Genomic DNA, 18,680 nt, shown 5'->3' on the forward strand with positions numbered 1-18,680 from the left:
GCGGCATACGACCGCGTCGTCCCTCGGTGACTGTGGAGGCGGACGTCGGAGGAGTCGGCCTCAGTAGGCGCCGCGCGAGCCGAGGACGGCCCGGAGGGTCTTGATGACGATCGACAGGTCCTGCACCAGCGACCAGTTGTCCACGTAGTAGAGGTCGAGCCGGACGGTGTCCTCCCACGACAGGTCGCTGCGCCCGGAGACCTGCCACAGACCGGTCATGCCCGGCCGGACGTGGAGGCGGCGCTGGACGTCCGAGGAGTAGCGGCGCACCTCTGCCGGCAGCGCCGGGCGGGGGCCGACGAGGCTCATGTCGCCGGCGAGGACGTTCCACAGCTGGGGGAGCTCGTCGATCGAGTAGCGACGGAGGAACCGGCCGACCGGCGTGATCCGTGGATCCTGCTGGGCCTTGAACAGGACGTGCGCCGGGTCGTGGTTGAGGTGCGTGAGCCCGGACAGCTGCGCCTCGGCGTCCACGACCATGCTCCGCAGCTTGAGGCACTCGAAGAGGTTGCCGTCCCGTCCGACTCGGGTCTGGCGGAAGAGGATCGGCCCACCGTCGTGCAGCCTGATCGCCATGGCCACGCCCAGGACGAGCGGGGAGGTGAGGACGAGGCTGGCCGTGGCACCGACCACGTCGAAGGCCCGCTTCAGGCCGCGGCTGGCGCCGAGGCTCTGCGGCTGCTCGACGTGGACGAGGGGCAGGCCACCGACGGGTCGCATCAACATCCGGCCGGAGGAGATGTCGCTGAGGCTCGGCACGACGGCCATCTGGACGTGATGGCCCTCCAGGTCCCAGGCGATACGGCGGAAGTCGGTGGACGAGGCGAAGGCGCCCTCGGTGAAGACGACGAGGTCTGCCTCGTGGTCCCGCGTCGCCAAGGCGGTGTCGGTGCTCAGGCCGACGACGGGAACGCCCCGTGGGGTGGTGGCCAGCTGCTGCGACGGGGGCAGCAGGGCCCCGACGATGCGGTAGCCCAGCCAGGACTCCCGGTCGAGGACCGCCGCGACCTCATCGACGTGCCCGGCGGACCCGGCGATGAGGACCTTGGTCAGGAGGTGACCCCGGTGGTGCAGCCGATGGACCAGGCGGCGGGCCGACCACCGCCACCCGAGCAGCAGCGGGATGCCGACGAGGAAGAGCAGGACGAAGAAGCCACGCGAGAGGTTGAACTTCGTCAGGTAGCTGACGATCCCGATGAGGCCGGCTGTCATGCCTCCCGCCGCCAGCACGCGGGCGTACTCCGTCGTGCCGACCCCCAGCTCCGTCCGCCGGTAGGTGCCGGCCACCACGTTGACGAGCATCCACCCGAGCACGATCCACAGACCGAGGGCCTGGGCCACCTCGGTGATGTCCTCGGTCGCGCGGAAGATCGTGAGTCGGTGGCGGCCCACGGTGGCGAGGACGGCGGCGACGACGATGACGGCGAGGTCGCCGAGGGCCAGCCCGAGCTGGAGGACCCGCACGCTCCGGGTCCGGTCCGTGTAGGGGTGGGCCACGGGCCGGGATGCGACGTCAGGCATCACGCCGACGTCGTGCACGGACTGGACCATGTCTCGATGAACACCCAACCTCGACGCGTCGCCGCGCCGTCCCTGTGCCTGGACCGCTCTGCCCCCCGAGCGAACCCTTGAGAGTATGCCGGTCGCCGGGACCGGCGGCAAAGAAACGACCAGAAATCGTCGACCGGGGTGCTGCGACACTCGTGAGCCCGGATGCCGGGTCGGTCGTCGAGGGGGATCGTGCGACGGACTACGCTCGGGGGCGTCACGACCCTCACAGCGACGTGAGCATCGACAGCCCGACCGGTTCGACCGACCACAGGAGCAAGAGTGGCCACCATTGAGGAGATTGGCGCCCGCGAGATCCTTGACTCGCGCGGAAACCCCACCGTCGAGGTCGAGATCCGTCTCGACGACGGGACGTTCGCCCGGGCAGCCGTGCCATCCGGCGCGTCGACCGGGGCCTTCGAGGCGGCCGAGCGCCGTGACGGTGACAAGGGCCGCTACCTCGGCAAGGGGGTCGAGCAGGCCGTGGACGCCGTGATCGAGCAGATCAACCCGCGGCTCATCGGCTACGACGCGAGCGAGCAGCGTCTCATCGACGCCGAGATGATGGCGCTGGACGGGTCGTCCAACAAGGAGAACCTCGGCGCCAACGCGATCCTCGGCGTCTCCCTCGCCGTCGCCCACGCTGCCGCCGAGTCGGCCGGACTGCCGCTGTTCCGCTACGTCGGCGGGCCGAACGCGCACGTGCTGCCCGTCCCGATGATGAACATCCTCAACGGCGGGTCGCACGCCGACACGAACGTCGACATCCAGGAGTTCATGATCGCCCCGGTGGGGGCGCCGACCTTCCGCGAGGCCCTGCGCTGGGGGACCGAGGTCTACCACTCGCTCAAGAAGGTCCTGCACGACCGCGGTCTGTCCACCGGTCTGGGCGACGAGGGTGGCTTCGCGCCGAACCTCGAGTCGAACCGTGCTGCGCTCGACATCATCGTCGAGGCCATCACCGCCGCCGGCTACGTGCCCGGGCGCGACATCGCCCTCGCCCTCGACGTCGCCGCCTCCGAGTTCCACCAGGACGGCTCCTACCAGTTCGAGGCGGCGAGCAAGTCGGCCGACGAGATGATCGACTACTACGCCGAGCTCGTCGACGCCTACCCGCTCGTCTCCATCGAGGACCCGCTGAACGAGGAGGACTGGGACGGCTGGACGGCCATCACCGAGCGGCTCGGCGACCGGGTGCAGATCGTCGGCGACGACCTGTTCGTCACCAACCCGGAGCGTCTCGGTCGTGGCATCACGAGCGGCGCGGCCAACGCGCTGCTCGTCAAGGTCAACCAGATCGGCACGCTCACCGAGACCCTCGACGCCGTGACACTCGCCCAGAGCAACGGCTACCGCTGCATGATGAGCCACCGTTCCGGCGAGACGGAGGACGTCACCATCGCCGACCTCGCCGTCGCGACGAACTGCGGCCAGATCAAGACGGGCGCCCCGGCCCGCTCCGAGCGCGTCGCCAAGTACAACCAGCTGCTCCGGATCGAGGAGGAGCTCGACGACGCAGCCGTCTACGCGGGTATCGGGGCCTTCCCGCGCTTCGACGCGTCCCGCTACGAGGGCTGAGGACCCGCTCCGCACATCCCATGGAGGCCTGATGCCAGACCGCACCCCGTCCCGTCCGGGCGGCGACGACCGATTCCGGTCGAGCCGTGGCCCGGCGGGTGGGGGGCGGTCCGGGGCCTCGCGCTCGGGCCCGCGCCCCTCGCCCAAGGCGGGATCGGGACCGCGGGCCGGCTCGCCACGCACCGGCCCGGCCGCTCGGACCGGGCCCGGCAAGGAGCGACCCGCGCTGGCGGCCCGGCCCCGCCGACGCCCCCCGGAGCCCCCCTCCCAGTCGACGACCTGGGTCCGCGGCGCGATCCTGCTCGGGATCATCGTCATGCTGGCAGTGACCCTCGTGCCGACGCTGCGCTCGGTCATCCAGCAGCGCAACGAGACCGTGGCGCTCCAGGAGAAGGTGGCTCGGCAGAAGGTGACCGTGGCCGAGCTCGAGAAGCAGGCCGCCCTGTGGAAGGACCCGAGATACATCGAGGAGCAGGCCCGCAAGCGGCTGAGGTTCGTGCGCGTGGGTGACCGCGCCTACTCCGTGACCGGCCTCGAGACGACGCAGCTGGAGGAGCAGAGGGTGCAGGACCCGATCGTCGCCGCACCGATGGCGAACGAGTCGTCGCCGTGGTACGGCAAGCTGTGGCAGTCCGTCCAGATCGCCGACCGACCGACCGCCGGGCTGCCCCGATGACCCCGGACGAGGCGCCCGGGGACCGCTCGGGGACCGGCGTCGACGACGCCGACCTCCGCGCCGTCGAGCGCCAGCTGGGCCGGCTGCCACGCGGGGTCGCCGCGGTGGCCCACCGGTGCCCCTGTGGCGAGCCGGACGTCCTGAGGACCGAGCCGCGGCTCCCGGACGGCACCCCGTTCCCTACGACGTACTACGCCACCTGCCCGCGGCTGACCGGCGCCCTCAGCACGCTCGAGACCGCCGGCGTCATGCGGGAGATGACGAGCCGCCTCGCCGAGGACCCCGCCCTCCGTGCCGGCTACGAGCGGGCCCACGAGCACTACCTGGCCCAACGGGCCGAGCTCGGCCAGGTGCCGGAGATCGACGGCGTGTCGGCGGGCGGCATGCCCACCAGGGTGAAGTGCCTCCATGTCCTCGTCGCCCACTCGCTTGCGGCGGGCCCGGGGGTCAACGTGCTCGGCGACGAGGCGCTGGCCATGCTCGACGACTGGTGGGTCCCCACCTCCTGCGCGGCCCTGCACGCCGCGGAGGACGCCGCCGAGGACACCGCCGAGGACACCGCCGAGGACACCGCCGAGGACACCGCCGAGGACACCGCCGAGGACACCGCGGAGGAGACGGCCGGTGAGTGACGGCGCGGTGCGCGTCGGCGCGGTGGACTGCGGCACCAACTCGATCCGACTCCTCGTCGCCGACGTCGACCCGCGGACGGGCGAGCTGCGGGACGTGCTGCGTCGGATGGAGGTCGTCCGCCTCGGGCTCGGCGTCGACCGCACGGGTGTCATCGCGGCAGAGTCCATGGAACGCACGCTGCGCATGACCCGGGCGTATGCCGCCCAGTGCCGTGAGCTCGGCGCCTCCCGGGTCCGGTTCGTCGCGACCTCCGCATCGCGAGACGCCCGCAACGCAGCCGACTTCATCGACGGGGTGCGGGCGGCGTTCCACGAGCAGTGGGGCGCCGACGTCCTGCCGGAGGTCGTGACGGGCCACGAGGAGGCCAGCCTCTCCTTCCGCGGAGCCACGGGTGGGCTCGCGTCCCACGGCGTGCCAGGGCCTTACCTCGTCGTCGACCTCGGCGGCGGCTCGACCGAGTTCGTCCGAGGCACGAGCCAGGTGGACGCCGCGACGTCGGTCGATGTCGGCTGCGTCCGGATGACCGAGCGGCATCTCCTCTCGGACCCCCCGAGCGCCGCGGAGATCGAGGCGGCCACGGCCGACATCGACCACGCCATCGACGCGGCGGCGGGGGTGGTTCCTTTCTCGGGGGTGGGGGCCCTCGTCGGGCTGGCCGGGACGGTGACCACGGTCACGGCGCACGCCCTCGGGCTGCCGACCTATGACCCGGTCCGGATCCACCTCTCGCGCCTGCCCGTCGCGCGAGTGCTGACGGCGTGCACCGACCTGCTGCACCTGTCCCACGCCGAGCGGGCGGCGCTGCCCTTCATGCACGAGGGGCGCGTCGACGTCATCGGGGCCGGGGCCCTCCTCTGGGGGCGGATCGTGGAGCGGGTAGGCGAGGCGTCCGGGATCACCGAGGTCGTCACGTCGGAGCACGACATCCTCGACGGCATCGCCCTGTCCGCCGCGTCACCCGACGCGGTGCCGGGGCCGGACAGCTGAGTACCCCCGCAGGGACTCGAACCCTGACTCGAGCGATTTTAAGTCGCCTGCCTCTGCCGGTTGGGCTACGGGGGCCGGAGCTCTCAGTATGCCGTGCAGCGGACGCGGGCCGTCCAGCACAGTCACGGTTGCGTCTCGGACCGCCCAAACTGCACCCGTCGGGAACTCTGAGGGTCACCTCGAGCGCTTAGGGTGGTGACAGTCGCCACGCCCACGAACGAGGCGTGGCCCCAGTGCTGGGGAGGCACGAGACAACATGGCAGGTGGAAACCCGGTCTTCGACCGGATCGACAAGCAGCTGCAACGGGAGCGATACGCGGGCTTCGGCACGCCGCAGCGCGGGCAGCAGGGTCCCACGGGCCCCACTCAGGCAGCAACGACGGGCTACGCCGTCCAGGACACCGGCACGGCAGACCAGCTCAACGACCTCTACGCGCGTCAGGCAGCCGGACCGGTTGACACCGGGCGCGTCACCCTCGACGACGTCATCGTCAAGAGCCTCGTGCTCTTCGCTCTGACGCTCGTGGGCGCCGGCGTCTCGTGGTTCATGGTCGACGCCAACCCGGGCCTCATCTCGCCGCTGTGGCTCGGTGGCATGTTCGGCACGCTGATCCTCGGCTTCGCGATGATGTTCATGAAGAACATCCCGACGCCGCTCTACTTCGTGTACTCGGCGCTGCAGGGCGTCTTCCTCGGCGCGTTCAGCTACTTCCTCGCCTCGGCCTACGGTGCGGACCTCGTCCTCACCGCGGTGGTTGCGACGCTGTGCGTCTTCGTCGCCATGTACGCCGGCTACGCCACCGGGCTGATCAAGGTGACGGAGAAGTCCCGGCGGATCTTCGTGTTCATGATCGCCGGCTACGCGCTCTTCTCGATCGTCCAGGTCGTCCTGCTCATGACGGGCGTCATCGACGGCTGGGGCTTCGGCGGTAGCGGCCCGATGGGCATCGGGCTGAGCCTCCTCGGCGTCGGCCTCGCCTCGTACTCCTTGGCCGTCGACTTCGACTCGATCGACAACGCCGTCCGCCTCGGCGCGCCGCAGAAGTACTCGTGGCTGCTGGCGCACGGTCTGATCGTCTCGGTCGTCTGGCTCTACATCGAGATCGCCCGGCTCCTCGCGCGCCTGCGCGACTGACGGTCCTCGACCGCCGTGGGGTCGCCTGTTCCGCAGGAGGTCTCCGACGAGCTCCGGCGTGTGGTCGAGCGGTGGCGTCAGCTGCCGCTCGACCACGCGTTGTCCCGTATGCCGCTGACGTCGGCTCTCGTGCAGCAGCTCGCTGATCGTGTCGCCGGGTTGCGCGACCGGCCGGCCCGCCCGGTGCCCGACCTCGGGCCGGCGGTGGTCATGGACCAGCTCACCGTCATGGTCTACGACCTCTACGCGACCCAGCCGGATGCGGACGTCGCCGACGTGGTGAGCCAGCTCAGCGGCATACGGCACGCCCTCTGATCGAAAGAGCAGTTCGTCCCCCTTTCGCGGGCAAGCCTCGCGGGCGATGTGGGGACGAACTGCTCTTTCGATTGCGGGTGGAGGTACGAAGTGCTCTCTCGATCAGCTGAGGCGCTCGAAGATGACCGCCATGCCCTGGCCGCCGCCGATGCACATCGTCTCGAGGCCGAACTGCTGGTCGCGCTCGCGGAGCGCGTTGATGATCGTGCCGGTGAGCCGGGCTCCGGTCGCGCCGAACGGGTGCCCGATCGCGATGGCGCCACCGTTGACGTTGAGCCGGTCGTAGTCCATCCCGATCTGGTCGGCGGAGCCGATGACCTGCGCAGCGAAGGCCTCGTTGATCTCGTAGACGTCCATGTCCCCGATGGTCATCCCGGCCCGCTTGAGCGCGAGGTTGACGGCATCGACCGGGCCGAGGCCCATGATCTCGGGGGACAGGCCGGTCGCGGCCGTGGAGACGACGCGGGCGAGCGGTTCGAGTCCTAGCTCCTTGGCCTTGGTGTCGCTCATGACGACGAGTGCGGCGGCGCCGTCGTTGAGCGGGCAGCAGTTGCCGGCCGTGACGGTGCCGTTCTCGCGGAAGACCGGGTTGAGCGCCTGCACGGCCTCGAGCGTGACCCCGGCTCGCGGGCCGTCGTCCTTCCTGACGACTGTCCCGTCCGGCGTCGTGATCGGCGCGATCTCCCAGTCGAAGAAGCCCCGCTGGATGGCCGCCTCGGCGCGGTTCTGGGACGTGACTCCCCACTCGTCCTGGCGCTGGCGGCTGATTCCGTAGGCGTTGGCCACGTTCTCCGCGGTCTGGCCCATCGCGATGTAGACGTCGGGCAGCTCGCCGTCCTCGCGCGGGTCGTGCCACATCTCGTTCGTCTCGGCGGTCCGCTTGGTCCGCTCCCGCGCGGCCCGGAACGCCGGGTTCATGTCGTCCTCGTTCGCGCCACCCGCGCCGGCGAACCCGACGTACTGAGAGACGCACTCGACCCCGGCCGACACGAAGATGTCGCCCTCGCCGGCCTTGATCGCGTGGAAGGCCATCCGAGTCGTCTGGGCCGAGCTGGCGCAGAACCGGTTGATCGTGGCGCCGGGGGTGCGGTCGAGACCGAGGAGTGTCCCGACGACCTTGGCCATGTTGGAGCCGTGCCGGTGGGACGGCTCGGCGCAACCGAGGTAGATGTCCTCGATGAGCGTCGGGTCGAGGCCCGGGACCTTGTCGAGCGCCGCCTGGATGACGCTGGCGGCGAGGTCGTCGGGGCGGATGTCCTTGAGCGAGCCCTTGAAGGCGCGCCCGAACGGCGAGCGGGCGGTCGAGACGATGACGGCTTCGGTCACGGTGTCCTCCTGCGGACGGCGGTGTCAGCGGGCACCCGGAGGTAAGCGGGCGCTCAGTTCCCACCGATGGTATGCCGCTGGGCTCAGTTGTCGACACCGGGCCGCTATGGCGTGGGTCTCGTCACGGCCGGATCGTGGGGGGCGGCGCCCGAGCGGACCGTTCGGCCGGGCCGGTGCGCACCGTTAGGGTGGTGCGTCATGACCAACCGGACCAGTGGCCCCGGGCGCCGGATCGCGCACGTCGCCGGAGCGGTCGCGCTCGTCCTCCTCGCGGGGTGCACGTCGTCGACCTCGCCTCCGGAAGCGACGACACCGCCGGGGACGGCCGCGACGGCAGCGCCCACGAGCCCGGCCCCCACCGTCGCCGCCCCCGCTGCCGCGGAGATCCTCGACCGCGCGAAGGCCAACGCCATCCGAGCGACCTCCGCGGCCTTCACCGGGCGGGTCGAGCAGGGCGGCGTCGAGATGCTGGTCGACTTCAAGGGCACCAGTGACGGCTCCGCCTCGGACATCACGCTGACGTCGGGATCCGCTGGCACGGCGCGTGTCCTCTCCGTGGGCGGAGCGGTCTACATCCAGGCCGACGCCGCGTTCTGGAAGGGTCAGGGAGTGCCCTCGCCGTTCCCTGCCGAGAAGTTCGTCAAGGTCCCGGCGGCGGCCGCGCAGTTCAGCGACGAGTTCAGCCTCAACGCCCTCGTCGACGAGGCGTTCGCAGCGGTGACGTCCGCCCAGCTGTCCGACACCGTGAGCTCGGAGGTCGTCAACGGCGTGGACACGTGGGTCGTCACCGACGCCCGCGGCGCGGGTGAGGGCGCGCTCCACGTCTCCAAGGACCGGTTCGAGGTGGTCCGGTTCTCCGGGTCGTCCACGAGTCCGGGCCAGCTCGACTTCTCGAGCTGGAACGCCGACCTGGGGATCACCGCCCCGCCCAGCGACCAGGTCGTGGCCCCGGGTTGAGACCCGCTGGCTCGTCGTCGAGCGTGCCGGCCCGGGGCAGGGACTGCACACACTCGACGGGTGTGGCGGGGCAACACCTGCATACTCGACGGCTGCGGCGGGGGAGGGACTGCACACTCGACGGGTCAGGAGGGGGGAGCGCCGATGGGCGCCCCCTCGACGCCTTCGGGTGCCTCGGCCGCGGGGGTCGGGACCGGATCGCCGTCGCGCACCGGGTCCGCCTCGGGGACGGCGACCGTGGGCCGCAGCCGGCGGCGGATCATCGCCCAGCGGCCGTGGACGCCGCGGGCCTGGCCGCCCACCTCGGCCGGGGCGACCTCCGTGCCGGGGTTGGCGACGGCCCGGCTGGCAGCGACGGCCACCGGACCGACCCCCTCGCCGCGCCAGGCGCTCGGCTGGGTGGGTGCGCTGCGCTCCCCGAAGAGGTCGAGGGCCGCGCTCACCGTGGGCAGCAGTGCGGCAGCCACCCGGGCGTAGCCGGCGGGGCTCGGGTGGAACCGGTCCTGGCTGAACATGACCTGCGGCGCCGCGGAGAAGGCGTCGCTCAGCAGGTCGCCGATCGACACGGCACGCCCACCGGCCTCGACGACGGCGACGGTCTGGCCGGCGGCGAGGTCGCGGGACCAGCGTCGCGCGAGGTAGCGCAGCGGCTGCGGCAGCGGCTCGATCGCACCGAGGTCGGGGCAGGTCCCGACGACGACCTCCGCGCCGGCCTCCCGGAGCCGGCGCACAGCCATCTCGAGGTGGCCCACGGCGAGGGAGCGCTCGATGCGGTGGGTGACGTCGTTGGCGCCGATGAGGATGACCGCGATGTCGGGGCTCGGCACCCGCTCGAGCCCGCGCTCCACCTGGGCGCCGAGGTGCAGCGACTCGGCGCCGATGGCCGCGACGTTGGTCAGCTCGACGGGCCGGCCGCTGAAGGCCGCCACGCCGTTGGCGATGGTCGCGCCGATCGTCTGGCGGGCGTGCTCGGCACCCATGCCCGCGCCGGTCGAGTCGCCGAGCACGAGGAAGCGGATCGGCTCGCCCGGCCCGAAGCCGTAGGTCCCCTCGTCGTCGGGGGCGCCCTCGAACGGCTGCCCCACGATCCGCCGGGCGAGGACCGCCTCGACCCGGAGCAGGCCGTAGCCGGCCAGGCCGAGGGCCCCGAGCCCCGCGGCCCCCACACCACCGCCGAACGCGGCGGTCTGGGCGATCTTGCGAGCGCGTCGAGCGCGGCTCATCCAGCACCCCCTCTGCGTGAAGCGACGTCCCCTCACCGTAACGTCCGGGACCGACCGCACGATCCCCGGCCCGGCACCCGGGGAGGGGAGGGGGGAGCGAGCCCAGCGGCATACCTCCATCGGGTGGCGCTCAACGGCACCTAGGATGATCCGGTGAAGTACGCAGAGCACATCTCCGACCTCGTCGGCAACACCCCCCTCGTCAAGCTCGGCAAGGTCGTCGAGGACGCCGGCGTCCGCTGCACCGTGCTGGCCAAGGTCGAGTACTTCAACCCCGGCGGGTCGGTCAAGGACCGCATCGCGCTGCGGATGATCGACGCGGCCGAGCGCGACGGGCTGCTTCGGCCGGGCGGCACCATCGTCGAGCCGACGAGCGGGAACACCGGGGTCGGGCTCGCCCTCATCGCCCAGCGTCGTGGCTACAAGTGCGTCTTCGTCTGCCCCGACAAGGTGAGCCAGGACAAGCGAGACGTGCTCAAGGCGTACGGCGCCGAGGTCGTGGTCACCCCGACCTCCGTCGCCCCCGACCACCCGGACTCGTACTACAGCGTCTCCGACCGGCTCGTCGCGGAGATCGAGGGCGCCTGGAAGCCGAACCAGTACTACAACCCGGAAGGCCCGAACAGCCACTACGCGACGACCGGGCCGGAGATCTGGGCGGACACCGACCACCGGGTGACGCATTTCGTCGCCGGCGCGGGAACCGGTGGCACCATCAGCGGCACCGGCCGCTACCTCAAGGAAGTTTCCGAGGGGGCCGTGCGGATCATCGCGGCGGACCCGGAGGGCTCGGTCTACTCCGGCGGCAGCGGGCGTCCCTACCTCGTCGAGGGCGTCGGCGAGGACTTCTGGCCGGGCGCGTATGACCCGTCGGTCGTCGACGAGGTGATCGCGGTCTCGGACGCCGACTCGTTCGAGATGACGCGGCGGCTGGCCCGTGAGGAGGGCCTGCTCGTCGGCGGCTCGTGCGGGATGGCCGTCGTCGCCGCCCTCCGCGCCGCCGAGGACCTGCCCGAGGACGCGGTCGTCGTCGTCCTGCTGCCCGACTCCGGTCGGGGCTACATGTCGAAGATCTTCAACGACGAGTGGATGGCGTCCTACGGCTTCCTCCACGACGGCTCGGACCAGACCATCGGGCAGGTGCTCCGCACGAAGTCCGGCGAGATGCCCGCGCTCGTGCACACCCACCCCAACGAGACGATTCGCGACGCCGTGCAGATCCTCCGTGAGTTCGGTGTCTCGCAGATGCCGGTCGTCAAGGCGGAGCCGCCGGTGATGTCCGGCGAGGTGGCGGGGTCGGTGAGCGAGCGGGCGCTGATGGAGGCCCTCTTCACCGGGCGGGCGCACCTGTTCGACTCGGTCGAGAAGCACATGGAGCCCGGTCTGCCGCTCGTCGGCGCCGGTGAGCCGGTCGCCGCCGCGCGGGACGAGCTGGAGAAGTCCGATGCCGTCCTCGTCGTCGAGGACGGCAAACCGGTGGGCGTGCTGACGCGGGCGGACCTGCTCGGCTTCCTCGCCGACTGAGCTCCCCTCCCGGGTCGTCGACAGGTCCGGACCGGATGCCGCTGGGCGCGCTTCCCGGGTGTGTTGCGTTGGGGGGTGGGAGGTGCGTCTTGACCGTTTGCTGGCCAAGACTTTGCCAACTCATGGAGGTCCCTAGACCGGGATGAGGAGCGAGCTCGTGGCTACCGGCCGTAGCCTGTGACCGCCATCACGACGATGGCGTCCACGTGCGTCGGGGCTCTGGGGTTCGTCCTTCCGCCAGATGGTCCGGCCGGAGTGCTCGGGTGATTGGAGGGCGCCATGACGCTGTCCGTGGAGACGTCCGCTGTGGAGACGCTGTCCCTCGAACCGCTCGGCCTGAGCGTCATCGAGGAGGAGGTGTACCGCCGACTCATCGACCGCGGGATGGCGGCGGCTCGGGACATCGCCCGCGAGCTCGGCACGCGCCCGGACGAGGTGGCCACCGCGCTCGACTCGTTGACGGCCCTGGGCCTGGTCCACCGGGAGGACTTCGGGGGCCTGCGATTCCGGGTCATCCCACCGGACGTGGCCCTCCCCGAGCTGATCGGGCAGCGCCGCCGGGCCCTCAACCGGCTGCAGGCCGAGGCCGACCGGCTGCGTGAGGAGGCCGCTCGCCGGACGAGCCCACCGACGCAGGTCGTCGAGCCGGTGATCGGTGCGGCGGCCGTGCTGGCCGTGGTGACACAGATGCAGCGGGCCGCCCGCGAGGAAGTGCTCATGGTCGACGCCCCGCCGTACTTCGTCGGTGGCAGCCAGCCGAACGAGAGCGAGTTCATCGCCCTCGCGGCAGGGGTCTCCTACCGGGTCATCTACCACAGTGACGCGCTCGCGGGTGACGAGGCGCGGGCCGCCATGCGGCAGTACGTCGATGCAGGGGAGCAGGCCCGGGTCCACGCGCAGGTCTGGCCCAAGCTGCTCGTCGCGGACCGCAGCGTGGCCCTCGTCCCGGAGTCGGCCACCGACCCGGACCCCGAGCGGCGCCTGCTCGTCCGGTCGTCGAGCCTCCTCGACCTCCTGCTCGTCCGCTTCGAGCAGATGTGGGAGCGGGCCACCCCGGTCGAGTCGCTCGCCCGCACCGCGGCTCCGGGCGAACCGGAGATCTCCGATCGCGACCGGGAGATCCTCGGGCTCATGGCGGCGGGCCTCAAGGACCGCGCCATCGCGCGCTCGCTGGGGATCACCGAGCGGACCGTCGGGCGACGGATCAACGAGCTGATGAGACGGCTCGACACGGAGACCCGGTTCGGCGCCGGGGTCCGGGCCGTGCAGCGCGGATGGGTGTCCGGCTGAGCGAGCGACGGTGGCAACTTTCGGACAATGTCCGGTTGCGCCCTGTTCACCGCCTCTTTCCGCTCAATACCGTCCGGCGCGGACGTCGGTCACCCCTCACGGCGTCTCCACTCCCACCATGAAGGAGCTCTCCATGAAGCACACCATGTGGCGCCGTCGGGCGTCACGGGCGGCCACCGCCGCCGTGGCCGCCTCGATGGCTCTGGCTTTCCAGGCCGCACCCGCCACCGCATCGGCGGCGCCGGCCGCCTCGGGCAGCCCGTCCGCGAGCCCCGCCGGATCCATCCTCGGGACCGACAACCCGGATGCGATCCCGGGGGAGTACGTCGTCGTCTTCACCAACCAGGCGCAGAGCGCGGCTGCCACCAGGCAGTCGGCTCAGGCGATGACCGACAAGTACGGCGGCCGGGTCAAGCACTCCTATGGGGCCGTCGTCGACGGCTTTGCCGCGACGATGAGCGAGGCCCAGGCGCGTCGCCTCGCGGCGGACCCGGCGGTTGCGCGGGTCGAGCAGGCCTACCGGGTCGAGATCGCCGGTGAGCAGGTCAACCCGGCCAGCTGGGGCCTCGACCGGATCGACCAGCAGGCCCTGCCGCTCAACAGCCGCTACCGCTACCCGGACCAGGCCGGTCAGGGGGTCCACGTCTACATCATGGACACCGGTGTGAACCTCAGCCACACCGAGTTCACCGGGCGCACGAGCAACGGCTACGACTTCGTCGACAACGACACCAACCCGACCGACTGCAACGGCCACGGCAGCCACGTCGCCGGCACCGCGGCCGGCACGAGCTACGGGGTGGCCAAGAAGGCGACCGTCCACGCGGTCCGCGTCCTCAGCTGTTCCGGCTCCGGTTCGAACGCCGACATCATCGCCGGCGTCAACTGGATCAAGACCAACGCGGTCAAGCCGGCGGTCGTCAACTACAGCATCGGCTGCAGCACCCGGTGCACCGACACGACGATGGACAGCGCCGTCCGCTCCCTGGTGACGAGCGGGGTGATGTGGGTCCAGGCCGGCGGCAACGGCAACGACGACACGTGCTACTACAGCCCGCAACGGGTCTCCGAGGCCCTGACGGTCGGCAACTCGACGAGCGCGGACGCCAAGGCGTCGAGCAGCGCGTGGGGCTCCTGCCAGGACCTGTTCGCCCCGGGCACGAACATCACGTCGGCGTGGTACGACACGAGCACCTCGACGCGAACCATCACCGGCACCTCGATGGCGAGCCCACACGTCGCCGGCGCGGTCGCGCTCTACCTCGGCGCCAACCCGACCGCCTCGTCCTCGGCGGTCCACTCCGCGATCGTGAGCAACAGCGTCAGCGGCGTCATCTCGGGGGTCCCGAGCGGCACCCCGAACCGCCTCCTCAACACCGAGTTCCTCCTCGGCGGCTCGACCAGCCAGTGCTCGGGCATGCGCGGCACCTGGACGGGGTCGCTCTCGAACGGCGCGTCGCAGACCCTGCCGTACGTGTACGACGCCACCGCCGGCACGATCCAGGTGTGCCTCGACGGGCCGACCGGCGCGGACTTCGACGTCTACCTGCAGAAGTGGAACGGCTCGGCCTGGTCCACCGTCGCGCGGGGCATCTCGTCGAGCGCTGACGAGTCGTTCACCTACAGCAACGCCTCGGGCTACTACCGCCTGATCGTCGAGTCCTACTCCGGTTCGGGCTCGTACACCGCGGGGATGAACTACTGACCGACCGCGCTGACGCCTGATCGACCCCATCAGGCCGTATGCCGCTGGGCTCGCTCCTCGTGAAAGACCACCCGAGCGGGTGGTGGCCTTCCGAGCAGGCCGAGCCCAGCGGCATACCTCATGGGCGGAGCCCTCGGGGTCGCCGGGGACCACCCACTCGGGTCAGAATGTCTGGGTCACCTTCTTGAGGCCCCGGGGCTGGTCGGGGTCGAAGCCCCGGCCGACGGCCATGGCGCAGGCCAAGCGTTGGAGCGGCACGATCTGTGCGATCGGGGCCAGCTGCTCGTCCATCCCCGCGGGCAGGACGATCCGGGTGGGCGTCTCGTGCGCGATGGCTGGGGGTGCGACGAGGCAGATGTCGGCGCCTCGCTCCTCCAGCGCGGCGAGGACCGGCTGAAGGGCGCGGCCCCCCGGGCCCTCGGGGACGACGGCGATGACGGGCCGGTCCTGGTCGACCATGGCGAGGGGCCCGTGGAGCAGGTCGGCGCCGGAGTAGGCGTGCGCCGACAGGTAGCAGGTCTCCATCAGCTTGAGCGCCGCCTCGCGCGCGGTCGGGTAGGCGTAGCCGCGTGAGGTCGTGACGAGCTTGTCGACGAAGCGGTAGCGGGACGCGACCTCCTCCACGTCGGCGGTGAGGGCGCACGCCACGTCGTCGACGAGCCGGTCCGCGGGCCGCCGGTCGAGCTCGGCCCAGGCGCGCACGAGGAGCCAGAGGGCGAGCAGGCTCGAGGTGTAGGTCTTCGTCGCGGCGACCGAGCGCTCGGGGCCGGCGAGGATGTCGAGGCCGACCTCGCTGACCCGACCGAGTGGCGAGTCGCTCGTGTTGGTGACCGACAGGGTCAGGGCCCCACCGGCGCGAGCCCGCTCGGTGGACTCCACGAGGTCGGGGGAGCCGCCGCTCTGGCTCACGGCCACCCACAGCACGCCGTCGAGTGACGGCTGTCGGTCGTACGCCGTGTAGACGGACGTCGAGGCGAGGCCGCAGGGCAGGCCGAGGGTCGTCTCGATGAGGTACTTGGCGTAGAGCGCCGCGTGGTCGGACGTGCCGCGGGCCGCGAGGAGGACGAAGCGGGGAGCAGCGGCACGGATCCGGGCGGCGATGTCCTCCACAGGTCCTGGGGCCGCGAGGAGCCTCGAGAGGGCCGCCGGCTGCTCGCCGATCTCGGCCCGCATGAGCGCCCCGGTCACTCTGCCCCTCCCAGCGAGACGGCGCGGGACTCGAAGATGGCCGCGATGGACTCGCGGATCGGGTCGTAGTGCGTCGCGAACGCGTGCTGGAGGCGCTCGAGGTCCCGTGCCGCGATGGCGTCGACGATCGCCTCGTGCGCCTCCGCGGTGCGCAGCCAGTCCGCGGGCTCGACCTTGAGGGTCGGTGCGACCCGGGCCTGCACCTGCCAGAACGCCTCGGTCAGCTGGCTGACGAGGTTGTTGCCGATGGCGTTCATCAGCCGGATGTGGAAGGCGCGGTCCTCCTCGACGTACGGCTGGCCCTCCATCGCGAGCCGGCGCATCCGGACGGCGAGCTCGCGCAGGTTGGCGAGCTCGACCTCGTCGAGCGTCTCGATCATGAGGGGGGAGAGGCCCTGCTCGAGCATCTGGCGGATGTTGACGAGGTCGGTCATCACCTTGCCGTCGGTGCCGGTGCTGAGCAGACCGCGGAAGGCGAGGCTCTCGACGAGGGCGTTCATCGACATCCGCCCGACGTAGGAGCCGTGCCCGTGCCGCACCTCCACGATGTCGAGCGCGGAGAGGTTCTTGATCGCCTCACGGATACTGGTGCGGCTCGCGCCGATCGCGGCGATGAGCTCGTTCTCGGTCGGCAGGAGGTCGCCGGGGCGGAGGTTCTTCTCGAGGATGTACGTCTTGATGCGTTCGATCACGTCCTGGTTGCGGGACCGTGGCGGCAGGCCGTTGCGCAGGGCAATGGGCGGGACATCGGACATTCGAACCCCTCGTCGTCGATTTGTTATGGACAATCTACTAGACATCCTTCCTCTTGGGGAAGACGTATGATGTACTACGTGCCAGTGCAGCGCTGCCAGGTGATCGGCGGACTGCCTCACCACTCACCAACAGGCACCACATGGGAGGCCCCAGTGAACCCCGACCAGGCGTCCAAGACCCTGCTCGACCCCGCCGGACTGTCCGGAGTCAGCCGCCGCAAGTTCCTCAAGTTCAGTGGCACGCTCAGCGCCGCGGCCGTCATCACGGGGGCGCTCGCCGCCTGTGGTGGCCCCAGCTCGACGAACTCGAACGACGGCGCCGCGGCCGGCGGCACCGTCCCGGACACCATCGAGGCGACCCTCGCGTTCACCTTGTCGAGCGGGCTCGACCCGATGAACGCCTCGAGCGCCGTCGGTACCGCCGCCAACCAGCACCTCTTCGAGGGTCTCGTCGACCTCGACCCGATCACCCGGCAGCCCTACCCCGCCCTGGCCAAGGCACTGCCCGAGCCGGGGGCCGACGGCCTCACGTGGACGGCCACGCTCCGCGACGGCGCCATGTTCTCCGACGGCACCCCGGTCACCGCCGAGGACGTCGCGTGGTCCTTCACCCGCGCCCTCGACCCGGCGAACAAGGCCCTCATGGCCGCCTTCCTCCCGTTCATCGACTCGGTCACCGCCAAGGACGCCAAGACGGTGGAGTTCACGCTGAAGTCGCCGTTCGCCCTCTTCCCGCAGCGGATCGCCGTCATCAAGGTGGTGCCGAAGAAGCTCACCGGCGACGCCGCCGCCGCCAAGGCGTTCGACACCAAGCCGGTCGGCACCGGCCCGTGGAAGCTCGACAGCGCCGACGCGACCACCGGTCTCCGCTTCTCGGTCAACGACAAGTACAACGGCCCACGCAAGGCCGCGGCCAAGAAGATGGTCTGGAACACGACGACCGAGGGCGCGACCCGGATCGCCGACATCCAGGGCGGCCGCGTCCAGGCCGTCGAGGCCGTCCCCTACATCAACGTCGCCCAGCTCGAGGGCAAGGTCGACGTCGAGGCCCGCCAGGCCTTCAACCAGCTCTTCCTCCTCTTCAACTGCTCCGCCAAGCCGTTCGACGACAAGCGGGTCCGTCAGGCGCTGCACTACGCGCTCGACAAGGACGCCATCGTCACCACGGCGCTGCAGGGCTACGGCACCCCGGCGAAGTCCTACCTCGACCCGGAGAACAAGGACTTCCAGGAGGCCTCGACCGTCTACGGCTACGACCCGGAGAAGGCCAAGGCCCTCCTCGCCGAGGCCGGCGTCAAGGACCTGACCTTCGAGCTCGTGACGACGAACACCCAGTTCATCGTCGACATCGCCCCGCTCATGGTCGACCAGTGGAAGAAGATCGGCGTCAACGCGTCGCTCAACACGGCGCCGTCCGCCTCGGTCTACGCGCCGGCACCTGACGGGCTGGTGTCCAAGGACTCCTTCCGGGTCCTCGCCGCCTCGGGCGACCCGACGGTCTTCGGTCCTGACGCAGACCTGCTCCTGCGCTGGTACTTCGCCGGCGACACGTGGCCGAAGGGCCGGGCCCGCTGGACGGGCGCCGCGCCGACCCAGATCGCCCAGCTGCTCGACCAGGCCGCCGCCGAGCAGGACACGGCCAAGCAGAAGGACCTGTGGAAGCAGGTCCTCGACCTCGTCGCCGACGAGGCCGCGATCTACACGGTCCTGCACACCAAGATCGTCACGGCGTGGGACTCGAAGAAGCTCGACGGCTTCAAGCCGGCGGCGACGACGGGGCTGTACTTCCTCGACGCCAAGCGCACGGCCTGACCACCCGCTCCAATCCCCGGGCCGGCTC

Annotated in this window: 16 protein-coding genes and 1 tRNA gene; 11 read left to right on the forward strand and 6 right to left on the reverse strand. The window is 71.0% G+C overall.

Annotation, left to right across the window (positions count from 1 at the left end; translation table 11 throughout):
- Positions 1 to 60: 60 nt before the first annotated feature.
- Positions 61 to 1,551: a sugar transferase gene (locus INTCA_RS04685; protein WP_013491774.1), complete on the reverse strand. Its 1,491-nt coding sequence runs from the start codon at positions 1,549 to 1,551 to the stop codon at positions 61 to 63.
- 279 nt (positions 1,552 to 1,830) lie between these two features.
- On the opposite strand from INTCA_RS04685, the gene eno reads away from it, so the two are divergent.
- From eno to INTCA_RS04705, 4 genes are read left to right on the forward strand one after another with little or no spacing between them, the layout of a single operon-like run.
- A complete protein-coding gene (eno, locus tag INTCA_RS04690) occupies positions 1,831 to 3,126 on the forward strand; it encodes a phosphopyruvate hydratase (protein WP_013491775.1) in 1,296 nt (431 codons plus the stop codon).
- A gap of 31 nt (positions 3,127 to 3,157) precedes the next feature.
- Positions 3,158 to 3,802 carry an FtsB family cell division protein gene (locus tag INTCA_RS04695; RefSeq protein ID WP_013491776.1) on the forward strand — a complete coding sequence of 215 codons (645 nt, stop codon included), beginning with the start codon at positions 3,158 to 3,160 and terminating at the stop codon, positions 3,800 to 3,802.
- A complete protein-coding gene (locus INTCA_RS04700) occupies positions 3,799 to 4,434 on the forward strand; it encodes a DUF501 domain-containing protein (RefSeq protein WP_013491777.1) in 636 nt (211 codons plus the stop codon). Before INTCA_RS04695 ends, INTCA_RS04700 begins: the two co-directional genes overlap by 4 nt.
- Positions 4,427 to 5,422 carry a Ppx/GppA phosphatase family protein gene (locus tag INTCA_RS04705; RefSeq protein WP_013491778.1) on the forward strand — a complete coding sequence of 332 codons (996 nt, stop codon included), beginning with the start codon at positions 4,427 to 4,429 and terminating at the stop codon, positions 5,420 to 5,422. The genes INTCA_RS04700 and INTCA_RS04705 overlap by 8 nt, the downstream gene beginning before the upstream one ends.
- 1 nt (position 5,423) lies before the next feature.
- On the opposite strand, the gene INTCA_RS04710 is transcribed toward INTCA_RS04705, so the two are convergent.
- A tRNA-Leu gene (locus INTCA_RS04710) sits at positions 5,424 to 5,497 on the reverse strand.
- Between the two features lie 181 nt (positions 5,498 to 5,678).
- Here INTCA_RS04710 and INTCA_RS04715 point away from each other — a divergent pair.
- The gene (locus INTCA_RS04715; RefSeq protein ID WP_013491779.1) at positions 5,679 to 6,557 is read left to right on the forward strand and encodes a Bax inhibitor-1/YccA family protein; all 879 of its coding nucleotides are present in this window, start codon (positions 5,679 to 5,681) and stop codon (positions 6,555 to 6,557) included.
- Between the two features lie 15 nt (positions 6,558 to 6,572).
- Positions 6,573 to 6,872 (forward strand): hypothetical protein, encoded by a 300-nt coding sequence (locus tag INTCA_RS04720; RefSeq protein ID WP_013491780.1) that lies wholly within the window; start codon positions 6,573 to 6,575, stop codon positions 6,870 to 6,872.
- Positions 6,873 to 6,974: 102 nt separating this feature from the next.
- Here INTCA_RS04720 and INTCA_RS04725 read toward each other — a convergent pair whose 3' ends face one another.
- Positions 6,975 to 8,198 (reverse strand): acetyl-CoA C-acetyltransferase, encoded by a 1,224-nt coding sequence (locus tag INTCA_RS04725; protein WP_013491781.1) that lies wholly within the window; start codon positions 8,196 to 8,198, stop codon positions 6,975 to 6,977.
- Between the two features lie 198 nt (positions 8,199 to 8,396).
- Between INTCA_RS04725 and INTCA_RS04730 the strand changes: the two genes are divergently transcribed.
- A complete protein-coding gene (locus INTCA_RS04730) occupies positions 8,397 to 9,155 on the forward strand; it encodes a hypothetical protein (protein ID WP_013491782.1) in 759 nt (252 codons plus the stop codon).
- Between the two features lie 125 nt (positions 9,156 to 9,280).
- Here the strand turns inward: INTCA_RS04730 and INTCA_RS04735 are convergent, their stop codons facing one another.
- Positions 9,281 to 10,378 carry an SGNH/GDSL hydrolase family protein gene (locus tag INTCA_RS04735; RefSeq protein ID WP_013491783.1) on the reverse strand — a complete coding sequence of 366 codons (1,098 nt, stop codon included), beginning with the start codon at positions 10,376 to 10,378 and terminating at the stop codon, positions 9,281 to 9,283.
- Between the two features lie 153 nt (positions 10,379 to 10,531).
- Here INTCA_RS04735 and INTCA_RS04740 point away from each other — a divergent pair, with 153 nt between their 5' ends.
- The 3 genes from INTCA_RS04740 to INTCA_RS04750 all read left to right on the forward strand — a co-directional run bounded on the left by INTCA_RS04740 (position 10,532) and on the right by INTCA_RS04750 (position 14,897).
- Positions 10,532 to 11,902, forward strand: a complete 1,371-nt coding sequence (locus tag INTCA_RS04740) for a cystathionine beta-synthase (protein WP_013491784.1) — start codon at positions 10,532 to 10,534, stop codon at positions 11,900 to 11,902.
- A 279-nt stretch (positions 11,903 to 12,181) separates the two neighbouring features.
- Entirely contained in the window at positions 12,182 to 13,192 is a 1,011-nt protein-coding gene (locus tag INTCA_RS04745; protein WP_013491785.1) for a helix-turn-helix transcriptional regulator, read from the forward strand.
- 133 nt (positions 13,193 to 13,325) lie between these two features.
- On the forward strand, positions 13,326 to 14,897 hold the full coding sequence (locus tag INTCA_RS04750; RefSeq protein WP_013491786.1) for a S8 family peptidase: 1,572 nt from the start codon (positions 13,326 to 13,328) through the stop codon (positions 14,895 to 14,897).
- Positions 14,898 to 15,059: 162 nt separating this feature from the next.
- Here the strand turns inward: INTCA_RS04750 and INTCA_RS04755 are convergent, their stop codons facing one another.
- Both INTCA_RS04755 and INTCA_RS04760 read right to left on the reverse strand, forming a co-directional pair.
- The gene (locus tag INTCA_RS04755) at positions 15,060 to 16,085 is read right to left on the reverse strand and encodes an SIS domain-containing protein (RefSeq protein ID WP_013491787.1); all 1,026 of its coding nucleotides are present in this window, start codon (positions 16,083 to 16,085) and stop codon (positions 15,060 to 15,062) included.
- Positions 16,082 to 16,840 (reverse strand): FadR/GntR family transcriptional regulator, encoded by a 759-nt coding sequence (locus INTCA_RS04760; RefSeq protein WP_013491788.1) that lies wholly within the window; start codon positions 16,838 to 16,840, stop codon positions 16,082 to 16,084. Before INTCA_RS04760 ends, INTCA_RS04755 begins: the two co-directional genes overlap by 4 nt.
- Positions 16,841 to 16,993: 153 nt before the next feature.
- Here INTCA_RS04760 and INTCA_RS04765 point away from each other — a divergent pair, with 153 nt between their 5' ends.
- Complete coding sequence (locus tag INTCA_RS04765; protein WP_013491789.1) at positions 16,994 to 18,652, forward strand: ABC transporter substrate-binding protein; 1,659 nt, start codon at positions 16,994 to 16,996, stop codon at positions 18,650 to 18,652.
- Positions 18,653 to 18,680 lie beyond the last annotated feature (28 nt).

This window comes from Intrasporangium calvum DSM 43043, from assembly GCF_000184685.1.
GTDB lineage: Bacteria > Actinomycetota > Actinomycetes > Actinomycetales > Dermatophilaceae > Intrasporangium > Intrasporangium calvum.

What these genes read in the sequence shown, in the direction of transcription:
- INTCA_RS04685 (WP_013491774.1), bottom strand. Translation starts at nt 1,551, where the DNA reads ATGGTCCAGTCCGTGCACGACGTCGGCGTGATGCCTGACGTCGCATCC.
- INTCA_RS04695 (WP_013491776.1), top strand. Translation starts at nt 3,158, where the DNA reads ATGCCAGACCGCACCCCGTCCCGTCCGGGCGGCGACGACCGATTCCGG.
- INTCA_RS04700 (WP_013491777.1), top strand. Translation starts at nt 3,799, where the DNA reads ATGACCCCGGACGAGGCGCCCGGGGACCGCTCGGGGACCGGCGTCGAC.
- INTCA_RS04715 (WP_013491779.1), top strand. Translation starts at nt 5,679, where the DNA reads ATGGCAGGTGGAAACCCGGTCTTCGACCGGATCGACAAGCAGCTGCAA.
- INTCA_RS04730 (WP_013491782.1), top strand. Translation starts at nt 8,397, where the DNA reads ATGACCAACCGGACCAGTGGCCCCGGGCGCCGGATCGCGCACGTCGCC.
- INTCA_RS04735 (WP_013491783.1), bottom strand. Translation starts at nt 10,378, where the DNA reads ATGAGCCGCGCTCGACGCGCTCGCAAGATCGCCCAGACCGCCGCGTTC.
- INTCA_RS04745 (WP_013491785.1), top strand. Translation starts at nt 12,182, where the DNA reads ATGACGCTGTCCGTGGAGACGTCCGCTGTGGAGACGCTGTCCCTCGAA.
- INTCA_RS04750 (WP_013491786.1), top strand. Translation starts at nt 13,326, where the DNA reads ATGAAGCACACCATGTGGCGCCGTCGGGCGTCACGGGCGGCCACCGCC.
- INTCA_RS04760 (WP_013491788.1), bottom strand. Translation starts at nt 16,840, where the DNA reads ATGTCCGATGTCCCGCCCATTGCCCTGCGCAACGGCCTGCCGCCACGG.